This window comes from Streptomyces paludis (genome assembly GCF_003344965.1).
Classification (GTDB): Bacteria; Actinomycetota; Actinomycetes; order Streptomycetales; family Streptomycetaceae; genus Streptomyces; species Streptomyces paludis.
The window spans coordinates 4,808,898-4,834,234 of record NZ_CP031194.1 but is presented as its reverse complement, the minus strand read 5'-3'; the positions used below and the strand labels follow the sequence as shown (position 1 = coordinate 4,834,234).

Sequence of the window (25,337 nt, the reverse complement as noted above, 5' to 3'; positions counted from 1 at the left end):
CGTCAACCGGCCGCCCCACCAGCGCCGTCCAGGAGCGCGTCCGGTACGTGGAGCAGTGTGACCCGCTGCGCGCCGTTCGCCGCGCCCGGGTGCGCGCTGGTCATCTCCAGCCGGATCCGGGTGCCGGTGACCCGGTCGAAGGTGATGAGCGTCGGCGCGCCGGAGCCGGTGGCCCATACGACGCTCTGGTGGCGTACGGGGGCGTACCGGTCGCCGTCCCAGTAGGAGACGGCGACCGAGGCGGGCAGGGTGTGCCGCGCGCCGAGGGTGAAGGTGACCTCGGCCGAGTCGAAGGTACGGGCGGCGGGCCAGGTCACGGATATCCAGTCGGCCGGGCGGGCGCCGCTGAAGGCGGGCAGCAGGGCGGTGGCCGCCTTGGTGAAGGCGTTCGACCAGCCGGTGTCCGGGGAGCCGTCGAGCAGGGCGGCGGGCAGGGTGTCGGGCGCGCCGGAGTAGCTGGCGTCGGCCACCGGGCCGCTCGGCGTGTCCGGCCCGGGGTCGGGCGCGAAGGTCCGGGGCGGGGTCGTCGACGCGTCGCGCGCGGCCGTGGCGCGTACGGTCACCGCGGCGGTGCGCAGCCCGTCGGCGCGGGCGGTGAGGGTGACCGTACCGGCGGTGGTGCCGGCGCGGACGATGGCGAGGGCCTTGCCGTGGAAGGCGGTCCGGGTGGCGGCCTGGTAGGGCTCGGCGCTCTCCTGGCGTCCGTTGTCGAGGCCGGCCAGGGAGCCGCCGGTGACCGTGAAGTCGATGCGGTGGGCGGCGTCCGGCACCACGACGCCGTGGTCGTCGATGACTTCGGCGGTGACGAAGCAGAGCGCGCGGCCGTCGGCGTCGAACCGGGTGCGGTCCGGGGTGAGGCGTACGGTGTAGGGCCGTCCGGCGGTGCGCAGCACGTCCGTGGCCACCGTACGGCCGTCGCGGCGGGCGACGGCCTTCAGCACGCCGGGTGCGAAGGGGACGCGCCAGGTGAGGTGCAGTTTGCCCGCGCTGCCGTTGGGGCTGGTGTAACTGCCGGGGTACGGGCCCGAGGTGACCGTCCGGTCGTCGCCGGTGGCCTCCGTCGTCTCCAGGTAGGTCCGGCCGTCGGTGGTCCGCTTGGTGTCGAAGTTCCGTACGCCCAGGGACGTGCCGTTGAGGAACAGCTCGACGGTGTCGACGTTGGCGTAGGCCCAGACCTCGACGGTCTCGCCGCGCCGGTGGCCGGTCCAGTCCATGGGCAGGAGATGGACCATGGGGCGGTCGCTCCACTGGCTCCGGAAGAGGTGGTACATGTCCTTGGGGAAGCCGGCGGTGTCCATCGCGCCGAAGAACGACGCCTTGACCGGGAACACGTTGTACGGGGTGGGTTCGCCGATGTAGTCGATACCGGTCCAGAGGAACTGCCCGGTGAAGAAGCGCCGGTCGCGGTCCTTCTTCAGCCCGTACTCGCCGCTCATCGTCCAGGAGGCGAGGTTGTTGTCGTAGCTGGAGGTGGCGCGCCGGCCGGGGGTGTGGTTCTCGCCGGTGTTGAGGTGTTCGGGCTCCTGGTAGGTGCCCCGGGTGGAGGTCTGGGAGGAGGATTCGGACTCGAAGAGGAAGAGGTGCGGGTAGCGCGCGTGCAGGGCGTCGACCGACGCGGCGGTGTTGTAGTTCAGGCCGAGGCCGTCGAGGTCGGCGAGCATCAGGTCGGCCGCCGAGCCGACGGCGGGCAGGGAGCGGTAGCGGTCCGAGCCGATCACCACCGGCCGGGTGTCGTCGAGCGCGCGGACGCCGTCGATGAGGCGCCGGGCGATGGCGAGGCCGGCGGTGCTGGTGGTGTCGGGGATCTCGTTGCCGATGGACCACATCACGACGGCGGGCGAGTTGCGGGCGGCACGGACCATCTCGGCGAGGTCGGCGTCGCTGTGGGTGTCGAAGAAGCGGGCGTAGTCGTAGGTGGTCTTACGGGTCCGCCAGCAGTCGAACGCCTCGACCATCATGATGATGCCGAGCCGCTCGCAGGCGCGGATCAGCTCGGGCGAGGGCGGGTTGTGCGAGGAGCGGAAGGCGTTGACGCCCATGGACTTCATCAGGGTGAGCTGACGGACGATCGCGTCCTCGTGGGTGGCGGCGCCGAGCGCGCCCAGGTCGTGGTGGAGGTTGACGCCGCGGATCTTGGTGTACGCGCCGTTGAGGGAGAACCCGGTGGCGGGGTCGACGGTGATGTACCGGAATCCGAAGGTGGTGCGGTACGTGTCGAGGGTGGCGCCGCCGGAGCGCAGTTCGGTGTCGAGGGTGTAGAGGCGCGGGGTGTCGAAGGACCACAGCTGGGGCCGGACGACGGTCATCTCCAGCTCGGCGGTGTACGGGGAGTGCGGCTCGGTGGCGAGTGGGGCGGTGCCCCGGGCGACGGCGCGGCCGGCCGGGTCGCGGACGGTGGTGACGACGGTGACCGGGCGGGCGGCGGCGGACTCGTTGACGATCTCGATACGGGCGCGGACGGTGGCGCGGCCCTGGCCGATCGTCGCGGCGAGGCCGGGCGTCGTCACATACGTACCCCAGCGCCTTACGTGGACGGGGTCGGTGACGACCAGCCGGGCGTGGCGGTGGATGCCGCTGCCGGAGTACCAGCGGCTGCTGGGGAGCCGGTTGCGGACTCCGACGGCGATGACGTTGGCGGTGGTGCCGTCGGTGTGCAGCAGATCGGTGAGGTCGAGGGCGAACCCGGTGTAGCCGTAGGGGTGGTTGCCGACGAGTGTGCCGTTGCAGTGGACGTTGGCGTCCATGTAGACGCCGTCGAACTCGACGGAGATCCGGCGGCCGGTGAGCGCGGGCGGCAGGGTGAAGGTGTTGCGGTACCAGCCGAGGCCGCCGGGGAAGAAGCCGGTGCCGGAGGTGGTGCCGGAGCCGGTGGTGGGGGTGAGTTCGATGCTCCAGTCGTGCGGCACCTGGACCGCGCGCCAGCCGGTGTCGTCGTGGCCGGGCTGGGCGGCGGTGGCGTAGGCCCCGGTCGGATCGGTGATACCGGCGGGGTTGGCGAGGGCGAACCGCCAGCCGTCGGTGAGTTCGATGGTCCTGGCGGTGGCCGTACGGGGGTCCGGCGCGGGTAAGGTGCCCGCGCCGGGCGCGGCGTGCGCGGTTCCCGGGGCCAGCGCGCCGGCCAGGGGGGCGGCGGTGCCGGCGATGAGGAGCGTCCTGCGTGGAACCGTCAAGGTGATCTCCCTCGGTAGGCGCGCGCGACACCACACAGGGCATCAACCGGCGCGGACCGGGGTCAAGAGGCGCGCACCACGTTTCCCCATGGACATGCCATGCGAGCCTCCCCCTCCTCAGACCAGCCTGCGGGCCGTCGCCCAGCGGGTCAGCTCATGCCGGTTGGAGAGCTGGAGCTTGCGCAGGACGGCGGACACATGCGACTCGACGGTCTTCACCGAGATGAAGAGCTGCTTGGCGATCTCCTTGTACGCGTATCCGCGCGCGATCAGCCGCAGCACCTCGCGCTCCCGCTGGGTGAGCCGGTCCAGGTCCTCGTCCACCGGCGGCGCGTCCGTCGACGCGAACGCGTCCAGCACGAACCCGGCCAGCCGGGGCGAGAACACCGCGTCGCCCTCCTGGACCCGGAAGACGGAGGCCACCAGATCCGTGCCGGTGATCGTCTTGGTGACATAGCCCCGGGCACCGCCCCGGATCACCCCGATGACGTCCTCCGCCGCGTCGGAGACCGACAGTGCCAGGAACCGCACCGGGTTCTCCACGGCGCCCATCAGGGGCGCGCAGCGGCGCAGCACCTCCACACCGCCGCCGCCCGGCAGATGGACATCGAGCAGCACGACCTCGGGACGGGTCGCGTTGATCACCGTGACCGCCTGGTCGACATCGGGGGCCTCACCGACGACCTCGACGCCCGTCAGCTCCGTACGCCCGATCTCGGCCCGGACCCCGGTGCGGAACATCCGGTGGTCGTCGACGAGCACGACCCGCACGCGCCGGCCGTCGCCCGGCTGCTCCCCGTCGCTCGCCCCGGGAGTGGATCCGGCCGCTACGCCCTCGCTCATGGTCTCTGCCCCTCGCCCTTGTCGCTCCGCCGCCCGCGCGGCACGCTCTCGTACCGTACGGGCCCGGCGCTCCCGACCGGAAGCCACGGCCCCACGCCCGCCCCGCCGACGCTCCCCGGCCTCTCATGTCCCACGCTCACTCGCCCCACGCTCCCCGTCCCCGTTTTCTGGCTCACTCGGCCCGCTCCATCTCCAGCTCGACCTCCGTGCCGCCGCCGGGCGCCGCGGACAGCCGGGCCGAGCCGCCGTTGCGCTGCATACGGCCGATGATCGACTCCCGTACGCCCATCCGGTCGGCCGGCACCGCGTCCAGGTCGAACCCGGGGCCCCGGTCGCGTACGGAGACGAAGACCGTGCGCCCCTCCACCTCGGCGAACACCTGCACCGCGCCTCCCTCGCCGCCGTACTTGGCGGCATTGACCATGGCCTCGCGCGCCGCCTGTATCTGCGCGGCCAGCTTCTCGTCGAGCGGGCAGTCACCGACGACCACCACCTCGATCGGCACCCCGTGGTAGTCCTCCACCTCGGCCGCCGTCCGCTTGACCGCCTCGGCGAGGGTGCTGGGCTCGTCCTCCCCGTCCTTGCCCGTGCCCTCCGGCCGGTAGAGCCAGGCGCGCAGCTCGCGCTCCTGGGCCCGGGCGAGCCGGCGGACCTCGCCCGCCTCGTCGGCGTTGCGCTGGATGAGGGTGAGGGTGTGCAGCACGGAGTCATGGACATGCGCGGCGACCTCGGCGCGCTCCTGCGCCCGGATCCGCATCAGCCGCTCCTCGGAGAGGTCCTGGGTCATCCGTACGAGCCAGGGCCCGGCGAGCAGCGCCACTCCGGCCATGACGGCGATCGCGCCCGTCAGCACATTGCCGAACTGGGCGGCCGAACCGCGCACCACCATGAAGACGGCCAGCCCGAGACCGACCAGGGCGACCCCCGCAACCCCGCGCGCCAGCTGGAACGCCCGGCGGCTCCGGCCGACCTCGGCCCAGCGGGCCCGGCGCGCGTTGTCCGCCTGGCGCCAGACGAGGACGACGCCCACGCCGATCAGCAGCACCGGCCAGATGTAGCGGTCGGCCTGGCTGCGGCCGAGGCTGACGCTGCCGATGAAGGTGGCCGCGCTGATGACCAGCGCGATCAGCGCGAAGATCTGTCCCTTGTCGGGCTTGCGGAGCCGGCGTCTGCCGTCCGGGCTGGTCTCGAAGACGGAGCGCGGCTCGGCCGCCGTACCGCCCACGCCGAGCGGCACGACGATCCAGAAGACCGCGTAGAGCAGGGCGCCGAGTCCCTGCGTGAAGAAGAGGATGAGGAAGACCATCCGCACCCAGATCACCGGCAGCCCGAGATGTCCGGCGAGCCCGCGGGCCACCCCGCCGAGCAGCCGGCCGTCCGCGCTGCGGTACAGCTTGCGCGCCGGCGGCTCCTCCGGCGCGGAGGCACGGGAGGAGGAGGTCGCGGCGGCACGGGGCGGAGCGGCGGGCATGTCACCGATGGTCACACGGCGGACGGCGCGGGGGCATCAGGGTCGTACCCCTGACCCGACCCTGATCCGGCCCCGAGAGGCTCCCGGGGGCAATATCAGGGACAGTCCGGGGTCGGTGCGGCTGGAGCCGGGGCGCCCGCACCCCCACCATGGACATATGAGCCAGCCGCCGCCTCCGCCGCCGCCCGCGCCCCCTTCGGCGCCGGGTTCCGCTTCGGCCTCCGCGTCGCCTCCGCCCGGTTCCGCGCCCGCACTCGCGCAGTTGCGCCGCGCTCCCCGGCAGAAGGTGTTCGCGGGGGTCTGCGGCGGGCTGGGGAAGTACTGCGACATCGATCCGGTCATCTTCCGGATCGTGATAGGCGTGCTCACGGTCACGGGGGGCATCGGGCTGATTTTCTACGGCTTCGCCTGGCTGCTCATCCCGCTGGAGGGCGAGGAGGAGAACGAGGCCCGCAGGCTGCTGTCCGGCCGGGTCGACGGCGCCTCGCTGATCGCCGTGCTGCTCGCCTTGATCGGCTGCGGGCTGTTCCTGTCGATGCTGGGCAATGAGGAGACGCTGAGCTTCGCGGGCCTGCTCTCCATAGCCGTCGTCGGGGCGGCCGTCTGGTCCCAGCGCCGGCGCGGCGCCCCGGCGGACGGCGCGCCGCTCGACCCGGCCTCGGCGCATACGGTGTCGGAGGCTCCCCCGGAGACGATGGCGCCGCCGACGCCCGGCATGCACTCGTGGTGGCGGGACCCGATCGTCAAGGACGGCCGCACGGGCCCGGGAGGCTGGACGCCGGGCGGCTGGAGCCCGAGCGGCTGGGGCTACAGCGGCTGGGGCCATAGCGGCGCGGGACACGGTGGTTCGGGACACGGGGGCTCCACGCAGAGCGCCTGGGGTCCGGGCGGCTGGGGTCCGGCCGGCACGGACTATCTGTGGGGCCCCGACAGCCCGGGCGTGACCGTACAGGCCCAGCCGTGGGGCTGGCACCCGGGCGCGGCCTCGGCGGCGGACCGGTCCCGTCCCCGCGGTCCGCGCGGGATCGCCGGTCTGGTCTTTCTGCTGGCCGTGCTGGCGACCGGGCTGGGCACAGCCCTGTCCTGGGAGAGCCACCCGCTCGGCACGAGCATGGAGATCGGTCTGGCCGCCGGGCTCGTGGTCCTCGGGCTCGGGCTCGTGGTGAGCAGCTTGCTCGGGCGCACCGGCTTCGGCACGATCCTGCTGGCGGTGATCACGGCGGGGCTGCTGGCGGGCGCCTCGGTGGTCCCGAAGGACATCACCACCCAGTGGCGCGAGCCGCGCTGGACGGCGTCCTCGGCCGCCGCCGTCCAGCCGCACTACCAGCTGGGTTCCGGCCTGGGCACCCTGGATCTGAGCGGGCTGAAGGTCCCGAAGGGGACGACGGTCAGCACCTCCGCCCGGGTGGCCGCCGGACAGTTGAAAGTCCTCGTACCGAAGGGAGTGACCGTGCGGGTGAAGGCCACAGCGGCTTTCGGCGCCATCCGTTTCCCCGGGGACGCCAAGGAGGGTGTCGAGATCGCGAACGGTCTGAGCCGGCAGCAGACAATCACGCCGGAGACGGACGCGGCGCGCGCGGGCACCCTGGATCTGACCCTCGAAGTGGGCTTCGGCCAGGTGGAGGTGGACCGTGCTGCGTCATGACTTCCGGCCCGGCCGGCTGGTCGTGGGGCTGACCGCGCTGGCCGCCGCCGTCCCGTATCTGGGCGAGGCCGCCGGTGCCTGGCAGGCGCCCTGGTTCACGGCGTTCGCGGTGATGGCCTGCGGTCTGTTCCTGGCGTCCTTGGTGACCTGGGTGACCTATCTGATACGGCGGCGCCGCCCGGCCAGGACGGAGTCCAGCGAGAACGACGGGGCCCCGGCGAGCACGAGCGGCAGCCACGCCATCAAGTAGACGAGGTCGTTGCCGTAGTAGTACGGGTCGCTCTGCCAGCTCACGGTCAGCCAGAGGCTGAGCGAGATGAGGGCGCCACCGAGCGCGGCGAGCCGGGTGAACACCCCGAAGAGGGCACCGAGCCCCACGGCCAGCTCACCGAGCGCGATGGCGTAGCCGAACCCTGCCGGGGCCTTGAGCGCCAGGTCCACCAGGGCCGGGATGGCCGACGTGTCCCGTACGGCACGCATCAGCTCCCCGACGGACCCCGCCCCGGTGGCCGCGAAGAAGCCGCCCTGGGTGAGCTTGTCGATGCCCGCGTAGATAAAGGTGATGCCGAGGAACAGCCGCAGCGGGAGCAGCGCGTGGCGCGCCGCGCTCTCGCGGAGGCCGCCCCGGTCACCGCCCCCGACGCCCAGCCCGTAGGTGTCCGTCCGGTTGCCATACGTCATCGCCGGTCCGCCTCTCGCCTGTCCGTCCGCGCGTACGTACGGACATGTCAGGGGCCCAGTGAATCAGTTCTGGCCGGATTCGAATAACAACCGCCCGAATTCATTCAGTTGTATGCACCGAAGGAAGAATATGGATCAAGGTCAGTCGAGTACGTCGACGATGACCCGGTTGGTCTCGACCCCGGCCGCCGTCACGACCTGCACCTCGACCGCGCCCGGTTCGACATCGACGGGGACGGGCACGGTCAGACAGGTGTCCGACGGGTTGGCGAAGCCGCCCGGGACGGGCACCAGCGGCACATGGACATGGACGGAGCCGATCCGCACGACCATCCGCGCCAGCCGGTCCGGGGTGCCGGCCCCGGGCGGCACGAATCCGGCGCCGCGGATCTCGATGTCGTCACCGGTCCGGATGGGGGCGTCCAGATCACCGGCCTCCCTGGCCCGCACCACCGACAGGACGACGGGCCGCCCGCCCTCCGCGTACTTCCCGGCGAAGTAGGTGGCGGCGGAGACGGTGACCAGCAGCGCGAGCGCCCAGGGCAGGTCAGGCAGCTGCTCGGGCCGGCGGGCCAGCCGGACCGCGGCGAAGACCACCGCGACGGCGTTCACCAGGACGTACTGCACATCGGTGAAGCTGCCGCGCCCGCCGTCGTCGCAGAGCAGATCCGCCGGCCGGGGCCGCTCGGCCCGTACCTTCTGGAGCCGCTGCCCCAGCACCCGTACGGACACCACCCCGCGCACGATGACGGCGATGGCGCAGACCACGGCGAGGACGGTGACAAGGCCCACGCCCCGGGCCAGTTCGAGTCCGGCGATCAGTTCGTCGCGCCGTGTGTGCCCGGACGCGCCGGCCAGCTGGAGCGCGAGCACCAGCACGGCGAACACCACGAGCAGCACCCAGGCGGAGGCGACGGTCCGCGAGGTGGAGAGCCGGTTGTCCTCCCCGATCAGCGGCGCGAGCAGCCCGCCGCGGGCCCGGTGCAGCAGGGCGGCGGCGGTCAGCGCCCCCGCGACGCTCACCGCGGCGACCAGTCCGGCCGTACGCGCGAGCGACCAGCCCACCCCGATCGCGGTGGCCGTCTGGACGAACGCGAGCACGACGACCGCGCCCCACACGGCCAGCAGCGTATTGCGCCGGACGGTGTGCAGCCAGGCGTCGCCCGCCTCCCGGCTCCGGTCGGCCACGGCGCGCGCGGACTGGGTCAGCTCGTCGGACACCCACTGCCGGGAGGCCCCCACCGAGTGCGCGACCGCCCCGGGCAGCCCTTCCCCGGCGGCGTATCCGTCGCGCTTCGCCAGGAACTCGGCCACGGCCCGCCGGTGCCCCTCCCGGGCCCCGTGCGGGCAGTCCCCGCAGCCGCAGCCACCGCCGTGCGCGCTCCGCCTCGCCTCTTGCACAGCCACGCCGGTTTCCGCCCTTCCCACCCCGTGAGTGAACTTCCTTGCAACGCAAGGGAATTGTCCCGCACAGAGGGTGAGGTATGCGAAGTTTGCCCGGTCGGAGCGGGTGACAACATCATTACGGTGTTGCCCCGGCGGACTCAGCCCTCCGCGGAACGGCGCCGGTTGACCGCCGTCAGATCGATCTCGATCGGAAATGGCTCTTTCAGCACAAGCCGCTCACGGTGAATACCGGTCGGTACATACACCTGCGTGGCCGGGTCACGTTCATAGCTGTAGACGACGGGCAGACCGCGCTCCTCCTCCACACGCCAGAAGTGCCGTACCCCCGCTTCCGCGTACTTGCGGGGCTTCACATCGCGGTCGCGCTCCAAAGAGTCCTCGGAGACGACTTCGATGGCGAGAACGATGTCCTCCGGCCGGTGCCAGGTCTGCCTCGGGCCGGTGGCCCCCTCTGCCAGGAACACCAGGATGTCCGGCTCCGGGCGGTTCTTGGCGTCGATCCTGATGGTCATCTCACGGTCGACGTCGAGGTCATCGGGCACCTGATCGAGAAGGATGTTCTCCAGCAGACGCATGGTGCGCATATGAAATCGGGTCTGCGGACTCATCAGGACAAGGCTCCCGTCGATCAGCTCAGCATGCGGCGGGAGGCCCGGAATCCGGTCGAGGTCATCTGCGGTCCAGCCCCCGGCGGGCGGGATCGGCCACTCATAACGCGGTTCCAGCCCGTGCTCAGGTGCGGCGCTCATGATTACTCCCATACGTCGGAGTCTGACCTCTACCAGCAGCGTACCCAGGGGATACGTCGACGCCGCCACCCAAACGAATGAGCGACGGCGTCGGCGTTGACCCTCGGCGGGAGGGCCCGGGAGGGGCTACTCCCACTCGATGGTCCCCGGCGGCTTGCTCGTCACGTCGAGGACCACCCGGTTGACGTCGGCGACCTCGTTGGTGATCCGGGTGGAGATCTTCGCCAGCACGTCGTACGGCATCCGTGTCCAGTCGGCCGTCATCGCGTCCTCCGACGAGACGGGCCGCAGCACGATCGGGTGGCCGTACGTACGGCCGTCGCCCTGGACGCCCACGGAGCGTACGTCCGCGAGGAGGACCACCGGGCACTGCCAGATGTCCCGGTCGAGACCGGCCGCGGTCAGCTCCTCGCGGGCGATCGCGTCGGCCTCGCGCAGCAGGTCGAGACGCTCGCGCGTGACCTCGCCGACGATCCGGATCCCAAGGCCGGGGCCGGGGAACGGCTGGCGCTGGACGATCTCCTCCGGCAGCCCCAGCTGCTGGCCGACCATCCGGACCTCGTCCTTGAACAGCTTGCGCAGCGGCTCGACGAGGGCGAACTCGATGTCGTCGGGGAGCCCGCCGACATTGTGGTGCGACTTGATGTTGGCGGTGCCGGTGCCGCCGCCGGACTCGACCACGTCCGGGTAGAGCGTGCCCTGGACCAGGAACGCGACGTCCTCGCCCTCCGCGCCCGCCTCGGCCACGATGTCGGCCTGGGCCTGCTCGAAGACCCGGATGAACTCCCGGCCGATGATCTTCCGCTTCTGCTCGGGGTCGGAGACCCCGGCCAGCGCGGTGAGGAAGCGCTCCTCGGCGTCGACCACCCGGAGCTGCACGCCCGTCGCGGCGACGAAGTCCTTCTCGACCTGCTCGGTCTCGCCCTTGCGCATCAGACCGTGGTCGACGTACACGCAGGTCAGCTGGGATCCGATGGCCTTCTGGACCAGGGCCGCGGCCACGGCCGAGTCCACGCCGCCGGACAGCCCGCAGATGGCGCGCTTCGTGCCGACCTGCTCACGGATCAGCGCGACCTGCTCGTCCACCACGTTCGCCGTGGTCCAGGTCGGCTCGATGCCTGCGCCCCGGTAGAGGAAGTGCTCCAGGACCTGCTGTCCGTACGTGGAGTGCAGCACCTCGGGGTGGTGCTGGACGCCGTACAGCTTCCGCTCGTCGTTCTCGAACGCGGCGACCGGGACGACGTCCGTGGACGCGGTGACGGTGAAGCCGGCGGGCGCGGCGGAGCAGGCGTCGCCGTGCGACATCCAGACCGCCTGCTCGGCGGGGGTGCCCTCGAAGAGCGTGGAGCCGGTGTTCGAGACCCTCAGCTCCGTACGGCCGTACTCGCGGGCGCCGGTGTTGTCGACGGTCCCGCCGAGCGTGGTCGCCATCAGCTGGAAGCCGTAGCACATGCCGAAGACGGGCACCCCGGCCTCGAACAGCGCGCGGTCCACGGTCGGGGCGTTCTCCGCGTACACGGAGGAGGGGCCACCGGAGAGGATGATCGCGCGGGGGTTCTTGGCCAGCATCTCGGCCACCGGCATCGTGGACGGGACGATCTCGCTGTAGACCCGGGCCTCGCGGACGCGGCGGGCGATGAGCTGGGCGTACTGCGCGCCGAAGTCGACGACGAGAACGACGTCGGGGGCGGCGGGGGGTGCTGCTGGCACGGGGGCGGCCTTCCGGCGGTGACGTGAGAAGAGGAGGTCCGGCCAATTCTACCGGGGCCCCGATGGCGCGAAGCCCCGCGTCTCCCCCGTCTCCCCCGTCTCCCCCGTCTCCCGCTTCCCTCCCGTGCCTCCCGTACCTCCGGCACCGTCCGCCCGGGCCGCACGCCGCGTCTCACGATCCGAACCGGCGTTGCCGGGCGCGGGCCCGCCGGGTCCATACTGGCCCCATGCACCAGCAGCTGACGTACGTCTTTACCTATGGCACCGGCCCGTCCGGCTGCCACGGTCGTGCTGCTTGAGCTGACAAGCGACTTCCGACAGGCGCCCCGGGCCACCAGGTCCGGGGCGTCTGTCGCGTTTCGGGCCCGGCGGCTCTCCCCGTACCGAACCGAGAGGCCCCCGCAGATGACCACCACCCAGCAGAACACCGTCACCGACACCGACACCGAGACCGTCATCGGCGACGCGCGCGAGCGCATCGACGCGCTCGACGACCGGATCATCGGCCTCGTCCAGGAGCGGATCGCGGTCTCGGCCGTCGTCCAGGACGCCCGGATCGCCTCCGGTGGCCGCCGGGTCCATCTCTCGCGCGAGATGGAGATCATCGCCCACTACAGCGACGCCCTCGGCAAGCCCGGCACGGCGCTGGCGATGACCCTGCTGGAGCTGAGCCGGGGCCGCGTCTGACCGACGCGCGGCGCGAGGTCCGGGGTCCGCTCCGTCCCCCGCACGCGGCCGGCCCCGGGCGTCCCCGGGGCCGGCCGTTCCGTGCTGTGACCGGGCTGCTGTCCCCTGCCTACCGGTCACGGGCGCCGGGACGAGGTCCCACGACGCACGTGCGAGGTGCGTCGCACGCCCCGGCGGAGCCACGCTGGTTCCTCTGTATCCGCGCGCCCGTACGTCCAACGAAGGCAGGGCCTTCGCGGTCACGCGCCGTACGGGTGAGAAATGGTCGTGACGCAGGTCACTTAAAGATTCTGTGAAGAAGACCGCAACCATTCCCGCATGTCGCAGGTCTTGCATGCGAAATCAACGGCCTCACCCGTAACCACCCTCTGGTGGAGGCCCAACGACTCCGCACCTCGCACGCAGTGGTGCGCCGAACCTCGCTGAGGTCTTCATGAAGCTCCGCCGCGCTATGGCCGTCGCCGCAGCGACCGCTGTCATAGCCCCCGCCGCCTTCTTCTCGGCTCCCGCCGCGTTCGCGACCGGTGAGGACACCCCGACGTCGACCGACTCGCCCGCGCCCGGCGCCAGCGAGTCCGTCCCGGCCCCCGAGGACACCGAGGCGAGCGAGACTCCCACCGAGGGCTCCGAGCCCACCGACGGCGAGACGCCCCCCGGGCCGACGGACGGCGCGACCGAGCCGACCGACGACGAGACGACGCCGGTGGCGCCCACGCCCGGCGACGGCGAGTCCAGCACGACGCCTCCGGTGAGCACACCGCCCTCCAGCACCGCCTCGCCGACCGCCGACCCCGGCAACGGCATCAACGACTGCCTGGACCGGGACGAGATCGAGCTGGACCCGAACCTCAGCACCAGCCTGAGCGGGCTGCCCGACAAGATCGTCGCGGGCAGCGGCTTCCACTCCTTCAAGCTCAACGTCTCGAACAAGGGCAAGAACGACTACAAGCGGGTCGACCTCGGTGTCTTCACCGCCCAGATCGACGAGGACACCTGGGGCTTCGACACCGATCACCTGACGCTCCAGTTCCAGGACCCGGAGTCCGGCAAGTGGGTCGACATCTCCCTCGACGCGTTCGACGAGGGGGCCGGCTACCTCGGCTTCACCGACGTGAGGGCGAAGGAGTCGTTCTCGATCAACCTGCGCCTGAACGTCGACAAGTCGGCCCCGGCCGGTCTCGGCTACGCCATCAGCATCGGCGCGTACGTCAATGACAAGGGCAACTGCGTCATCGCGGACGACGAGGCGTACTACGAGTTCACGATCGTCGCCGCCGGCAGCGACCCGGGCAAGCCCAACGAGGCCAAGCCGCAGGGCGGCAAGAAGCCGCTGCCCGCGAAGCCGGTCGGTGACAAGGAGATCAAGCCGGAGGGCAGCCTCGCCCAGACCGGTTCCTCCTCGATGATGCCCGTGATCGGCATGGCCGGCGGGATCGCCATCGTCGCCGGTGCCGGTGTGGTCTTCGCGCTGAAGCGCCGCCGCAGCGGCGAGGCCGCCGCGTAACCCAGAAGCTCGCGTCTCGCACGCGAAAGAGAGAGGCGCTGCACTCGGAGGGGGGTGCAGCGCCTCTCTCATGTCCGCATGCCCTTTATGCCTCGCGCGGCGGATCCTGCGGTACGGGCGGAACCTGCGGTACGGCCAGGAACGGCAGGCGCAGCGCGCCGAACGCCTCCGGCGGGACCGCCGGGCGGGACGGTACGACCGGGGGCAGCCGCACATACGGCGTGGTCCCGTCCGTGCGCTGCGGCGGCCGGGGGTCCGGGTCGCCCTTGTTCGGCCAGAAGGACATCGCCCGCTCCGCCTGGGCCGTGATCGTCAGCGACGGGTTGACCCCCAGGTTCGCCGAGACCGCCGAGCCGTCGACCACCGAGATCCCGGGGTGCCCGTACAGCCGGTGGTACGGATCGATCACGCCCTCCGCCGCCGACGCGCCGATCACACAGCCGCCCAGGAAGTGCGCGGTGAGCGGGGTGCCCATCAGCTCACCGATGTTGCTGCCCGCGAAGCCGTTGATCTCCGCCGCGATGAGGGTCGCGGCCCGGGTCGCCTCCGGGATCTGCTGGGGGTTGGGGGTGCCGTGGCCCTGGCGGGCGGTGAGCAGGCCCTTGCCGACGCCGCCCGGTTTCCGGTAGGTCGTCAGGGAGTTGTCCAGCGACTGCATGACCAGGCCGATGATCGTATGCTCCGACCACTTGCGGTAGGAGAGCGAGCGCAGGAACAGCACGGGGTGGCGCGCGGCGCCGGCCAGCCAGGCCCGTACCCGCCGGTCGCTGTACGGCACCTGGAGTATGGACAGCGTGCCCATCGCGTTGGACCCCTTGCCGTACCGCACCGGTTCGATATGGGTCGTGTCGTTCGGGTGGATCGAGGAGGTGATGGCGACGCCTCGGGTGAAGTCCGCCCTCGGCGCGCCATGGCGTGCGCGGTAGTGCCGGTCATCGGTCTGCGCGCCCACCAGCGCCTCGGAGTTGGTACGGGTCAGCTCCCCGAGCCGCGCCGACAGCCGGGGCAGCAGCCCCCGGTCCCGCATCGTGTGCAGAAGCGTCTGGGTGCCGTACGTACCGGCCGCAATCACCACCCGGGGCGCGCGGAAGACCCGTACGCGCGCCCTCCCCCGCTTCCCGCCGCCCTGTCTCGCGTCCGTCGGTACGGTGACCACGCGGTATCCGCCCCCGGCCCCGCTCTCCTCCGTGACCGCCCGCACCGATGTCATGGGGTGGATGACCGCGCCCGCCCGCTCCGCGAGATGGAGGTAATTCTCGCCGAGGGTGTTCTTCGCGCCCAGCCGGCAGCCCGTCATGCACGCGCCGCACTCCGTACAGGCCCGGCGCTCCGGGCCCGCGCCGCCGAAGTACGGGTCGGGCACCTCCGCGCCCGGCCGGGCCCGGACCGTACCGTCGGCGTCCGCGCCGTCCCCGAAGAAGACGCCGACCGGCGCGGCGTGGAAGCTGTCGCCGACGCCCATCTCCTCGGCGACCGCCTTCAGATGGACGTCCGAGGGCGTCGTCGTCGGGTTGAGCCGTACGCCGAGCATCCGCCGCGCCTGGTCGTAGTGCGGCGCCAGCTCCCGCCGCCAGTCGGTGATGCCCGCCCACTGGGGGTCCTCGAAGAACGCGGCGGGCGGTACGTACAGCGTGTTGGCGTAGTTGAGCGAACCGCCGCCGACCCCCGCGCCCGCCAGCACCATCACCTTGCCGAGCAGATGGACGCGCTGGATTCCGTAGAGACCGAGGGCCGGGGCCCAGAGATAGTTCCTGAGGTCCCACGAACTCTTCGGGAGGGTCTCGCGGGTGAAGCGGCGGCCGGCCTCCAGGACGCCGACGCGGTACCCCTTCTCGGTCAGCCGCAGCGCGGTGACGGCGCCGCCGAAGCCCGAGCCGACCACGATCACGTCGTAGTCGTTCGCTTCCGGATCTATTTCCGCTTCCTGCTTTTTCTCGTGCTTCTGCCGCGCCATCGCTCTCCTCGTCGCGAACTACCGCAGCCGCAGCGTCCTCATCACCTTCAGGCTGCTGCTCATGAACGCCGCGTACCGCTCGTCGTCCATCCCGAACGCCGGGCCCATCGGAAGAACCCGCTGGTGGGCGATCGTCTGGGCCTCCGTGTACTTGAGGATTCCCTCGGAGCCATGCCGCCGCCCCAGGCCGGAATCCTTCATTCCGCCCATCGGTGCCCGCACGCTGCCGTACGCCGCCGCGTACCCCTCGTTGATGTTGACCGTGCCGCTGCGCACCCGGGCCGCGACGGCGTGGCCGTGCCGCGCGTCGGCCGACCAGACGCTGGCGTTGAGCCCGTACGGGGTGCCGTTGACGCGGTCGATCACCTCGTCCTCGTCGCGGAACCGGTAGAGCGAGACGACCGGGCCGAAGGTCTCCTCCGTGCACACCGCCATGGGCGGCTCGACGCCGTCGAGGATCGTCGGCTCGTAGAAGAGCGGTCCGATGTCGGGGCGCGCGACCCCGCCCGTGACGACCGTGGCGCCCTTGGCGACCGCCTCGTCGACATGGCGCGTCACCGTCTCCAACTGGCGCTCGCCCGCGAGCGAGCCCATGTCCGCGCCGTACGCGAGGGAGTTGCCGAGCCGCATCGCGCGGGTGCGCGCGGCGAACCGCTCCACGAACGCGTCCGCCACCGACTCATGGACGTACAGCCGCTCGATGGAGATGCAGAGCTGGCCCGCCGACGAGAAGCAGGAGCGCACCGCGCCCGCCGCCGCCTTCTCCACATCGGCGTCCGCGAGCACGATCATCGCGTTCTTGCCGCCGAGTTCGAGGGAGACGCCGATGAGCCGGTCCGCCGCGCCCCGCGCGACCTCGCGGCCGGTACGGGTCGAGCCGGTGAAGGAGACGTAGTCGGCGTGGCGCACGACCTCCGGGCCGACGACCGGGCCCTCGCCCAGAACCACCTGGAAGACCTCGGCCGGCAGTCCGGCCTCGATCATCAGGTCACGGGCCCAGAGCGCGGTGAGCGCGGTCTCCGTGTCGGGCTTCATCACCACGGCGTTGCCGGCGACGAACGCGGGCAGCGCGTCACCGATCGTCAGCTCCAGCGGGTAGTTCCAGGGCGCGACCTGGCCGACGACCCCGCGCGCCCGGCGCAGTTCGGTGACCTTCGTGAGCACCGGAAGCGCGCCGATGTGCCGCTTCGGCCGCAGGTACGAGGGCGACTTGAGCCCGTAGTGCCGCGCGGCGACGGCCACGGCCTGGACCTCTTCGTGGGCGTGCAGCCGGGCCTTGCCGGTCTCCAGCTGGACCAGGTCGAGCACCTCGGACTGACGGGCCAGCAGGAGATCGTGGAAGCGCAGCAGTACGGCGGCCCGCTGCCGTACGGACAGGGCCTCCCACGCCGGCTGGGCGGCGCGCGCCCGCGCGTAGGCGCTCGCCACGTCCTCGGGGGTGGCCTCGGGCAGGTCCGCCAGCTTCTCGCCGGTGAAGGGGTTGTGGTTGGCGGTACGACCGGACCCGACGACCCCGCGCAGCAGCCGGACGACCACCTCGGGGGTGACCACGTCGGCGGCGGTACGGGCACCGGCCGGGGCGGCGGCCACCGGGTTGGTGCCCCGGGCGCCTGAGGCACTGGGAGTGCTGGAGGTACCGGGAGTACCGGGAGTGCTGGGGGTGCCCGGGGAGGCGGTGGCGGCGGAAGCCTTCGAGTCCGTCATGAGGCCGAGAATATGCCGCATCCGGAGGTTTGGATACCCGGCAGTAACAATTTCCGCCGCCCCTTGGCGCGATCAGTGATCAGCGATCAGCGATCGCCGATCAGCTGTCCTCGTCATCCGGTGGCGGCTGCCAGCTGCGGAGTACGACGTCGAACTGCGCGCGTATGGTCTCCCAGTCCTCCTCCGGACCGGACATATAGATCGCGTACTCCGTGTTCCCGTCGTCGGAGTAGTAGATCTGGTCGATCGCGTGGCGCGCCGACGCGGTCGCGGACTGCTCGTTCCAGGTGAACTCCCAGCGCGCGGAGCGGGCCTTGTCGCGGAAGGAGTCGGCTTCCATGGAGATCCGTTTGTAGTCCGGCAGCCGTTGCAACTGCTTCTCCAGACTCACCATGTGCGCGTACGGATCCTCGAAATCGGGCGCCGAGATACCTATACGGAGGAGATGGACACCGTTGTCAGGGGTGAAGTCGATCTGCCCGCTGTCCTCCTTGCGCTCCCAGCCCTCGGGCACCTTGACGGTGAAGCCCTCGGGCGCCTCGACGAGGGTCCAGGCGCCGGTGCCGGTGTCCGTGTCGGACGCGTCGTCGGCGTTCGAGCCGTCGCCGGGAGTGCGCACACCGCCGGAGCCGGTGGAGGAACTGCTTCCGCCGTCCAGGTACTTCAGCGCGACGAGACCGCCGCCACCGCCGACGACCGCCGCGACGACGACGGCGATGGCCACCGCGCGCATCCGCCGGCGACGCCGACCGGGCGGCCGTACGGACGACGGCACGGTCCCGCTTCCGCCGCCTCCGCCGCCGCTTCCGTTCCCGTTCCCGTACCCGTTCCCGCTTCCGGTCCCGTACGCGCCCGCGCCTGCGCCCGCGCCCCAGGCAGGGCCCGCGCCGGCGCTCACGCCGCCCGCGCCCATGCCCCCGTCGGTCCCGGCGACCACCGGTCCCGCGACCGTGGCGGTCCGCGCGCCGTCGTACCGTACGGGCCGCGTCGCGTCGTACGGTTCCTCGACGGCCGGTGCCCGGCCCTCCGCCACCTCGCGCAGCATCCGCTCGCACTCGGCCGTGCCGGGCCGGGCCTCGGGGTCCTTGCGCAGCAGCGCGGCGATCACAGGTTCCAGCGGGCCGGCGCCCCACGGCTTCTCCGGCTCGTCCGTGACGACGGCCTGCATGGTGGCCAGCGCCGAGCCGCGCCGGAACGGCGACGCGCCGCACAGCGCGGTGTGGAGCGTGGCGCCCAGGGACCAGAGGTCGGAGGCGGGGCCGGGATCGTGGCCCCGTATCCGCTCGGGCGCCAGATAGTCGATGGAGCCGACGATCTCACCCGTTCTGGTGATGGTCGCGTCGCCCTCTATGGCGGCGATCCCGAAGTCGGTGAGCAGGACGCTGCCGTCGCGGGCCAGCAGCACATTGCCGGGCTTGACATCGCGGTGCAGCACTCCGGCGGTGTGCGCGGCGCGCAGCGCGCCCAGGACGGCGAGCCCGATCCTGGCCGCCTCGCGGAAGTCGACGGGCCCGGAGTCCCTGGCCACATCGGCGAGTGACGGACCGTCGACGTACTGCATGACGATCCACGGCCGGCCGTCGTGATTGAGGACGTCGTGGACGGTGACGACGGACGAGTGGGTGATCCGGGCGGCGGCCCGTGCCTCCTTCTGTGTCCGCTGGTGCAGCACGGCGCGGTCCGCCTCGGACGCGTAGCGGCCCGCCGTCAACTCCTTGATGGCGACGATCCGGTGCAGCACTTCGTCGTGTGCGCGCCAGACCCGGCCCATACCGCCGCTGCCGATGCTCTCGCCCAGCCGGTAGCGCCCGGCGAGCACCTGGCCGGCGCCCGCGCCCGCCTCTGAGCCCGCGCCTGCGGTGCCCGAGCGCGCGCTTCCGTCGCCCGCGCCCGATCCCTGCGAATGTTCCACGTACCAGCCCCGCTTCCTTGGGACCACAGGTTACGGAGCGGACCCGCACCCCCGGAACCTCGGGCGGCGCACGGAAACCGCACTGTGACACTCGGACAGACGTCGCTCAGCCCGTCACCCGATAGGCGGAGTTGGCCTGTTGGTAGATCTCGTCCACTTTGTCACGGCGATCGGCCGGTCCTATCGCCTGGATCACGTGGTAGCGACCGCCGACGATCATCGCGAGGTTCCGTACGAAGACCTCGCGGCCGGTGCTGTCCTGCCAGGTGTACTGGCCCTCGGCCATGGCCTGTTTACCGACGTCGATCCGGCGCAGGCCCGAGGCCGTGGCCCAACTGGAGTCGCGGAACGGCTGTATCTCCCGCTCCTTGTCGCGCTGATAGACCATCGGGTCGGAACCGTTCTGCGCGACGGTGTCCCGGCCCGGCACGACTATCAGGGTGAAGTCCCCGCCTACGTAACGGACTTGGCCGCTGTCGTTGATCGGGCGCCGCTCCCATGTCTTGTCGACGGCGATACGGAACCCCTCCGTGTCCTCGCGCAGGACGTATCCGTCGGCGACATCGACGGCGGGGCCCGAGGTCTGCGGGGCGGAGGTGTTGGGCTTGCTGGTGGCACCGCCCGTGCCGGCGCCGCCGGACCCCGGATCCTTTGTCGAGGAGTCCGGATCGTCCGAGGCGGCTCCGTCCGAGGTGTGCGGCGCGGCCGACGAGCCGGGGTTCGCCTCGCCGACGCGCTGGCCCTGCTGCTGGGCATCGGTCTTGGGCATGAACATCACGGCGTACACGACGACCGCGACGAGAAGCAGCAGTATCAACAGCAGCAGGGTGCGGCCCAGGGCATAGGGCGCGCGCTCCCGCTCGGAGCGTCCGCCGCGCTCCCCCCGACCGCCCCGGTCACCGCGCTCGCCCCGCTCCGTCAGGTCGATGCCGCCGGCGTGCGCCTGGTGCTCGGACGGCTCCGGGCGGCCGAAGTTCTCGAAGATCTCCGGACGCTCGTACGTCTCCTCGGCCGCCAACCGGCCGCCCTGCTCGGCCTGGCCGCTCTGTACGGCGTACTCGGCGCGCCCCTTGCCGTCCTTGCCCTTCTTGTGGCGGTGGCGCCCATGCTCCGCGTCGCGCGAGCGCCCCCAGACGCGCCGTCTGCGCACCAGCTCGCCCCGGCGGCGCTTGATCGGCAGCCGGGTCTCGTCCGACGGCACCGGCACGACGTCCAGGCCGGCCTCCGGCTCGGGCGCGGACCGTACGAGCGACCGCAGCCAGCCGCGCAGCTCCTCGAAGTCCGGCCGCTCGGTGGGGTCCTGCCGGAGCAGGGACTCGACGACGGGGCGCAGCGGACCGCACTCCTCGGCGAAGGCGGGCGGCTCGGCGCAGACCAGCTGCACCAGCTCGATCGCGCTCTCCTCGGGATACGGGGCATGGCCCTGCACCGCGCGGTACAGCAGCGCGCCCAGCGCCCAGAGGTCGGTGGCGGGCCCGATCGGCGGCGCGAGCTGCCAGTTCTCGTGCACGGGCCCGGCCTGCTCGGGCGCCCAGCGCTCGGTGACCGCGCCGACCACCGCGATCCGCGCCTGCCGGGCGCGCTCGGCCGCGAGCGGGGTGGCGGGGCCCCGGTAGGCGGGGACATGGCCGCTCGCGACGACCTCGTCCCAGCGCCCGCCGCCGCCGACGCCCGCCACGGCGGGCAGGCGCGCGGTGTTCCGCTGTGCGTCGGCGCGCAGCGCGTCGCGCGCGCCGCCCGGATGTCCGCCGGCGTACGGGCTGCCGCCGCCATGGGCCGTGACGGCGCCGGACGGCGGCGGCTGGGGGGTGTGGCGCGGCTCGCCCGCCGGCCCTCCGCCGCGTACGGGAATGCCCGCCGTACCACCGGTACCGGCGCCGAACGGGCCGGCCGAGTGCGGTCCGTACGCCCCCGCGCCGCCACTGCTGCCGCCTGCCGGCAGGGAGCCCGACGCGTCGTTCCAGGGTGCGGGCCCGTCGCGCCAGGTGCCCGCGAGCTGGGGGCGGTAGGGCGTGGGCGGGTCGTCGTCCTCTTCCTCGTCGGCGTCCTGCTCCCCGTCGAACTGCCCCTGGAAGCCACGCGGCTTCGCCCACCACTCCGGATCGGGGCCACTGCCCGGGGTCCCGGGCGCGCTCCCGGGCGCGCTCGTGGGTACGTGCGCCCGCTGCTCGCCGGTGTCCGGCTCCGACGGCGACGGGGGCGCGGGCTGCGGCACGGACTGCTGGGCGGGCGCGGCGCTCGGGCTCTGGTCCTCGGAGGCCCGTGCGGCGGCGCGCGCTCCGGCGCGGTACGCGGCGATCGCGCCGGCGCGCGCGGCGCGGATGTCGCCGGAGGCACTCCCGGCTCCCGGCAGCGCCGGCCGGCCGCCGTACGGTGCGGGCATCCCGGGCGGGCCGTGCTGCGGCCGGGGCATCGCGCCGGACGTGCCCGACGAGGTCGCCGAGGCGCTGTCGCCGTACGGGCTCTGCGCGCCCTGGCCGGGACCGAGCGCGGCCCGGCCGGGACCGCCGGGCACCCCGGCGGTGGACCCCGGCGCGTACGGCAGGGCCCCCGGGCCGGAGGAGGCGCCCGGGGCGTGGGGCGCGTGCGGGGCGTGGGGCTGCGCGGGCCCGGATTCCGGCCCGCCGAGCGCGGGCGCGCCCGGCCTTCCGCCGTGCGGAGCGTCGAGCCCCCGGTCGTGAAGTCCTGGCTGGTGGAGTCCCGCGTGCAGTCCGGGCTGATGGGGCCCTGGCTGCTGGATCTCGGGCCGGTGGGGCTCGGGCTCGTGGAGTTCGGACGGATGGAACTCCGGCTCGGGGAAGTCCGGTTCCTCCTCGGGCGGCGGCTCAGGCACCGGCGCGTAGCCGCACAGCGCCTCCTCCGCCGCGCCCGCCGCGAGCCCGGTCAGCACCACGCGCCCGTCGTCGCAGACGAGCACCGTACGGACGGTGATGTTGCGGTGGGTCCAGCCGTGCGCGTGCACGACGCGTACGGCGGTGAGCACGTCGGAGGCGATCTCGGCCGCGCGGTACGGGTTGAGCGGCTTCTCGGCGAGCAGCGCGGCGAGCGGCCTGGCCGCGACCAGTTCACTCACTATCCACAGCGAGCCCGACTCGGCGAAGACGTCGAAGACCTGGTCGAGCCGGGGGTGGTCGGGGATCTGGGCGGCGCTCTGGGCGGCCTCGATGGCGCGCCGCACGGCCGGATCCGTATGCCTGCGCTGCGTACGCCCCGGGGCCCGGCGCGGGGCGGCGGTGCCCTCGGCGTCGATGACCTCGGCCTCGACGACCTCCGGCAGGGGCACCTGCCGGACGAGGACTTCCTGCCCGCTGTAGGTGTCAAAGGCCCGGGTCTCGACGAGTTCGTACGCGTCGGAGGGCGGCAGGGGCAGGCGATAGCGGTCGGCGAGCACCCGCCCCGCGTATTCGTCCACAACGCCTCCCCGCAAACAGGCGGTCTCCCGGTCCCGGAGACCCACGAAACCGCCAATTCCGGTCATTTACCGGCTCATTGTGGCTGCGTACGGTTCGTGAGTTCTCACGATACGTGGCGACGGCCGAACGTGGAGCCGGGTCGCGACAACCCGCCCCGGAACGTTCGAATCCGTACCACTCCACTCCTGCCCCCACCGGCCGGAACCCATACGTCCGGGCGGGCTCCCGCTCGGCTCGGATCCTGCCGCCGCGTCAGTCCCCCGACCCCCGCGGTCCTCAGTCCTTCGGCCGGAACGTGGCGAAGGCGGTCTCGCGCAGCGTCCGGCACTCGTCCTCGTCCCACTCGCTCGCCTTGCAGCTGACCATGATCGAGTAGCCGTGGGTGGCGTCCGCCTTGAAGCCCCGGTTGAGGACCCGTACGCGCTCGCCGTTCTGATTCCGCTCGAACAGCCAGTCGGCGACGGTGGGATAGCCGTTGTAGTCGGCCTTCTCCAGGCTGAGCCGCTTGTAGCCGCCACTGCTGCTCTTGACGGACGGTTCCTGGCCCGTCCAGGCCGCCACGGCGTCATCGGTCGGGGTGCTGGTGTAGTCGCCCTGGACGCGGGGGAAGCCGCCGTTCTCGCTGTATATGCCGCCGGAGTTGCTGCCGGCTATGCCGGTCTTGCGGAACTCCTTGGGCATCGCCATCGAGAAGTGGAACTGCGTGTCGACGACCGTGACATAGCCGTCGGGCAGCCCGGCGTCGTCCGCGTCGTCGTCGCTCTTGTCCCCGCTGTCGTCCGAACCCTTGTCCTTGCCCTTGCCCGACTCGCTGTCGTCATCGGAAGTGTCACCGGAGCCGTCCGAGGAGGCGTTGTCGGTGACGGCCTCGGAGCCCGCGGCGCCCTGGCCGGTCGCCGCCGTGGCGGCGTCCTTGTCGTCGCCGTCCGTGTTCTTGCCGGTCGCGGGCTCCTTGGAGCTGTCGGCCTTGGTCCCGGCGGAGGCCGTCGTACCGTCCCCGCCCTTGGCCGAACCGGACGGGCTGTCACCGTCCCCGTTCAGCGCGACGACCAGCACGGTGGTGATGAGCGCCAGCGCCGCCACGACCGCGATGATCACCAGCGTGCGCCGGGGCACCACATCCGTGAGCGACGCCCGCCGCTCGGCGGTCCGGTCCGGTCCGGCGGGCTGGGGTACGGACCCGCCGCCGGCCATGGGCTGCGCGGCTCCGGGGCCGCGCGGCACGCGCGAGGCCGAGGACACGACGGGCCCGGGAGGCGGGGGCGGCAGCGGGATGGCGCGGGTGGCGTCGGGCGCGGGCTCCGGCGCGCCCTCCGGCGCCTCGATGATGTCCTCCAGGAGCGCGCGGGCGCCCGCGTCGTCGAGCCGCTGCGCGGGATCCTTGGCGAGCAGCCCGTAGATGACCTCTTCCAGCGCGCCCGCGTTCTTCGGCGGATCGACCGGCTCGGTCATGACCGCCGTCAGTGTGGCGATGGCGGAGCCCTTGTCGTACGGCGGGCAGCCCTCGACCGACGCGTACAGCAGCCCGCCGAGCGACCAGAGGTCGGCGGCGGGGCCGGGCTTGTGACCGCGGGCGCGCTCCGGGGAGATGTACGAGGGGGCGCCGACGAGCATGCCGGTCGAGGTGACCGACGGGTCGCCCTCGACCTGGGCGATGCCGAAGTCCGTGAGGACGACCCGGCCGTCCTCGGCGATCAGCACATTGGACGGCTTCACATCGCGGTGCAGGATGCCCTCGCGGTGCGCCGAGCGCAGCACGTCGAGGATCGCGAGCCCGACCTCGGCGGCCCGCCGGGGCGTCAGAAGGCCGTCCTCACGGATCGCTTCGGCCAGGGACTTGCCCTCGATCAGCTCCATGACGATCCAGGGCCGGTCGTCCTCGTCCACCACGTCGAAGACCGTGACCGCGCCGTTGTTGCGGATCCGGGCGATCGCCTTGGCCTCGCGCAGCGTGCGCGTGATGAGCCGGCGCTTCTCGTCCTCGTCGATGCTGGAGGGGAAGCGGAGTTCCTTCACCGCGACCGTACGGCCGAGCGTCTCGTCGAGGGCCCGCCACACCGTGCCCATGCCACCGCGCCCGAGCACCTCGCCGAGCCGGTACCTGCCCGCGAGGAGGCGGCCTTCCGGGGCGGCGTCGGCGCTCTTCGCCGGCTCCGGCAGAGGGCTCTCCGCCGGCTCCGGGCGGGGGCTGTCCGCCGTCTCCCGCTGAGGCTCCTGCGCCGTGTCCCGCGACTGCTTCGACTCCGACATGCGTCCCCTCTGCGATCCCTGATCCTGGCCCGCGCCCGCCGCCGCGCGGTGCCGTAACGCGCCCTGGCAGAGCCTTCATTGTCCCTCACTCCGGGAAGGCCACTGCTCCCGGGTCCGCCGCCGCCGGGACGGCGCCCGCCCGAGGGACCCCCACCATGCCACTCCCCCGGGCCGGAACGGACCCCGCGCAGGTCATGCGTCCGTTCGAACTCGGCACAAGTACACGCGATCCGGGTG

16 protein-coding genes are annotated in these 25,337 nt (G+C 72.4%); 4 read left to right on the top strand and 12 right to left on the bottom strand.

The window, feature by feature from the left end; all coding sequences use genetic code 11:
- Positions 1 to 2: 2 nt before the first annotated feature.
- The 3 genes from DVK44_RS21430 to DVK44_RS21420 form a co-directional block, all read right to left on the bottom strand.
- Positions 3 to 3,170 (bottom strand): glycoside hydrolase family 2 TIM barrel-domain containing protein, encoded by a 3,168-nt coding sequence (locus tag DVK44_RS21430; protein ID WP_114661114.1) that lies wholly within the window; start codon positions 3,168 to 3,170, stop codon positions 3 to 5.
- 117 nt (positions 3,171 to 3,287) lie between these two features.
- Positions 3,288 to 4,013: a LuxR C-terminal-related transcriptional regulator gene (locus tag DVK44_RS21425; protein WP_228447299.1), complete on the bottom strand. Its 726-nt coding sequence runs from the start codon at positions 4,011 to 4,013 to the stop codon at positions 3,288 to 3,290.
- Between the two features lie 172 nt (positions 4,014 to 4,185).
- Positions 4,186 to 5,484, bottom strand: a complete 1,299-nt coding sequence (locus DVK44_RS21420; protein WP_114665334.1) for an ATP-binding protein — start codon at positions 5,482 to 5,484, stop codon at positions 4,186 to 4,188.
- A gap of 157 nt (positions 5,485 to 5,641) precedes the next feature.
- Between DVK44_RS21420 and DVK44_RS21415 the strand changes: the two genes are divergently transcribed.
- Entirely contained in the window at positions 5,642 to 7,129 is a 1,488-nt protein-coding gene (locus DVK44_RS21415) for a PspC domain-containing protein (RefSeq protein ID WP_114661113.1), read from the top strand.
- Positions 7,116 to 7,379: a hypothetical protein gene (locus DVK44_RS21410; RefSeq protein WP_114661112.1), complete on the top strand. Its 264-nt coding sequence runs from the start codon at positions 7,116 to 7,118 to the stop codon at positions 7,377 to 7,379. Before DVK44_RS21415 ends, DVK44_RS21410 begins: the two co-directional genes overlap by 14 nt.
- Here DVK44_RS21410 and DVK44_RS21405 read toward each other — a convergent pair.
- The 4 genes from DVK44_RS21405 to guaA all read right to left on the bottom strand — a co-directional run bounded on the left by DVK44_RS21405 (position 7,286) and on the right by guaA (position 11,676).
- On the bottom strand, positions 7,286 to 7,810 hold the full coding sequence (locus DVK44_RS21405) for a DoxX family protein (RefSeq protein ID WP_114661111.1): 525 nt from the start codon (positions 7,808 to 7,810) through the stop codon (positions 7,286 to 7,288). The genes DVK44_RS21410 and DVK44_RS21405 overlap by 94 nt on opposite strands.
- A 141-nt stretch (positions 7,811 to 7,951) precedes the next feature.
- Complete coding sequence (locus DVK44_RS21400; protein ID WP_114661110.1) at positions 7,952 to 9,217, bottom strand: hypothetical protein; 1,266 nt, start codon at positions 9,215 to 9,217, stop codon at positions 7,952 to 7,954.
- A gap of 137 nt (positions 9,218 to 9,354) precedes the next feature.
- Positions 9,355 to 9,966, bottom strand: coding sequence for a Uma2 family endonuclease (locus DVK44_RS21395; RefSeq protein ID WP_114661109.1), 612 nt, complete (start codon positions 9,964 to 9,966; stop codon positions 9,355 to 9,357).
- A 126-nt stretch (positions 9,967 to 10,092) separates the two neighbouring features.
- Complete coding sequence (guaA, locus tag DVK44_RS21390) at positions 10,093 to 11,676, bottom strand: glutamine-hydrolyzing GMP synthase (RefSeq protein WP_114661108.1); 1,584 nt, start codon at positions 11,674 to 11,676, stop codon at positions 10,093 to 10,095.
- Between the two features lie 405 nt (positions 11,677 to 12,081).
- On the opposite strand from guaA, the gene DVK44_RS21380 reads away from it, so the two are divergent.
- Together DVK44_RS21380 and DVK44_RS36790 are read left to right on the top strand one after the other, a co-directional pair.
- Positions 12,082 to 12,363, top strand: a complete 282-nt coding sequence (locus tag DVK44_RS21380; protein ID WP_114661107.1) for a chorismate mutase — start codon at positions 12,082 to 12,084, stop codon at positions 12,361 to 12,363.
- Positions 12,364 to 12,814: 451 nt separating this feature from the next.
- On the top strand, positions 12,815 to 13,867 hold the full coding sequence (locus DVK44_RS36790; RefSeq protein ID WP_228447298.1) for an LPXTG cell wall anchor domain-containing protein: 1,053 nt from the start codon (positions 12,815 to 12,817) through the stop codon (positions 13,865 to 13,867).
- Positions 13,868 to 13,952: 85 nt separating this feature from the next.
- Here DVK44_RS36790 and DVK44_RS21370 read toward each other — a convergent pair whose 3' ends face one another.
- The 5 genes from DVK44_RS21370 to DVK44_RS21350 form a co-directional block, all read right to left on the bottom strand.
- On the bottom strand, positions 13,953 to 15,821 hold the full coding sequence (locus DVK44_RS21370) for a GMC oxidoreductase (RefSeq protein ID WP_114661106.1): 1,869 nt from the start codon (positions 15,819 to 15,821) through the stop codon (positions 13,953 to 13,955).
- Between the two features lie 18 nt (positions 15,822 to 15,839).
- On the bottom strand, positions 15,840 to 17,525 hold the full coding sequence (locus DVK44_RS21365; protein ID WP_114665332.1) for a succinic semialdehyde dehydrogenase: 1,686 nt from the start codon (positions 17,523 to 17,525) through the stop codon (positions 15,840 to 15,842).
- Between the two features lie 100 nt (positions 17,526 to 17,625).
- A complete protein-coding gene (locus tag DVK44_RS21360; RefSeq protein ID WP_114665331.1) occupies positions 17,626 to 19,344 on the bottom strand; it encodes a serine/threonine-protein kinase in 1,719 nt (572 codons plus the stop codon).
- Positions 19,345 to 19,543: 199 nt separating this feature from the next.
- Positions 19,544 to 22,849 (bottom strand): protein kinase, encoded by a 3,306-nt coding sequence (locus DVK44_RS21355; protein ID WP_114661105.1) that lies wholly within the window; start codon positions 22,847 to 22,849, stop codon positions 19,544 to 19,546.
- Positions 22,850 to 23,126: 277 nt separating this feature from the next.
- On the bottom strand, positions 23,127 to 25,100 hold the full coding sequence (locus DVK44_RS21350; protein ID WP_114661104.1) for a serine/threonine-protein kinase: 1,974 nt from the start codon (positions 25,098 to 25,100) through the stop codon (positions 23,127 to 23,129).
- Between the last annotated feature and the right edge of the window lie 237 nt (positions 25,101 to 25,337).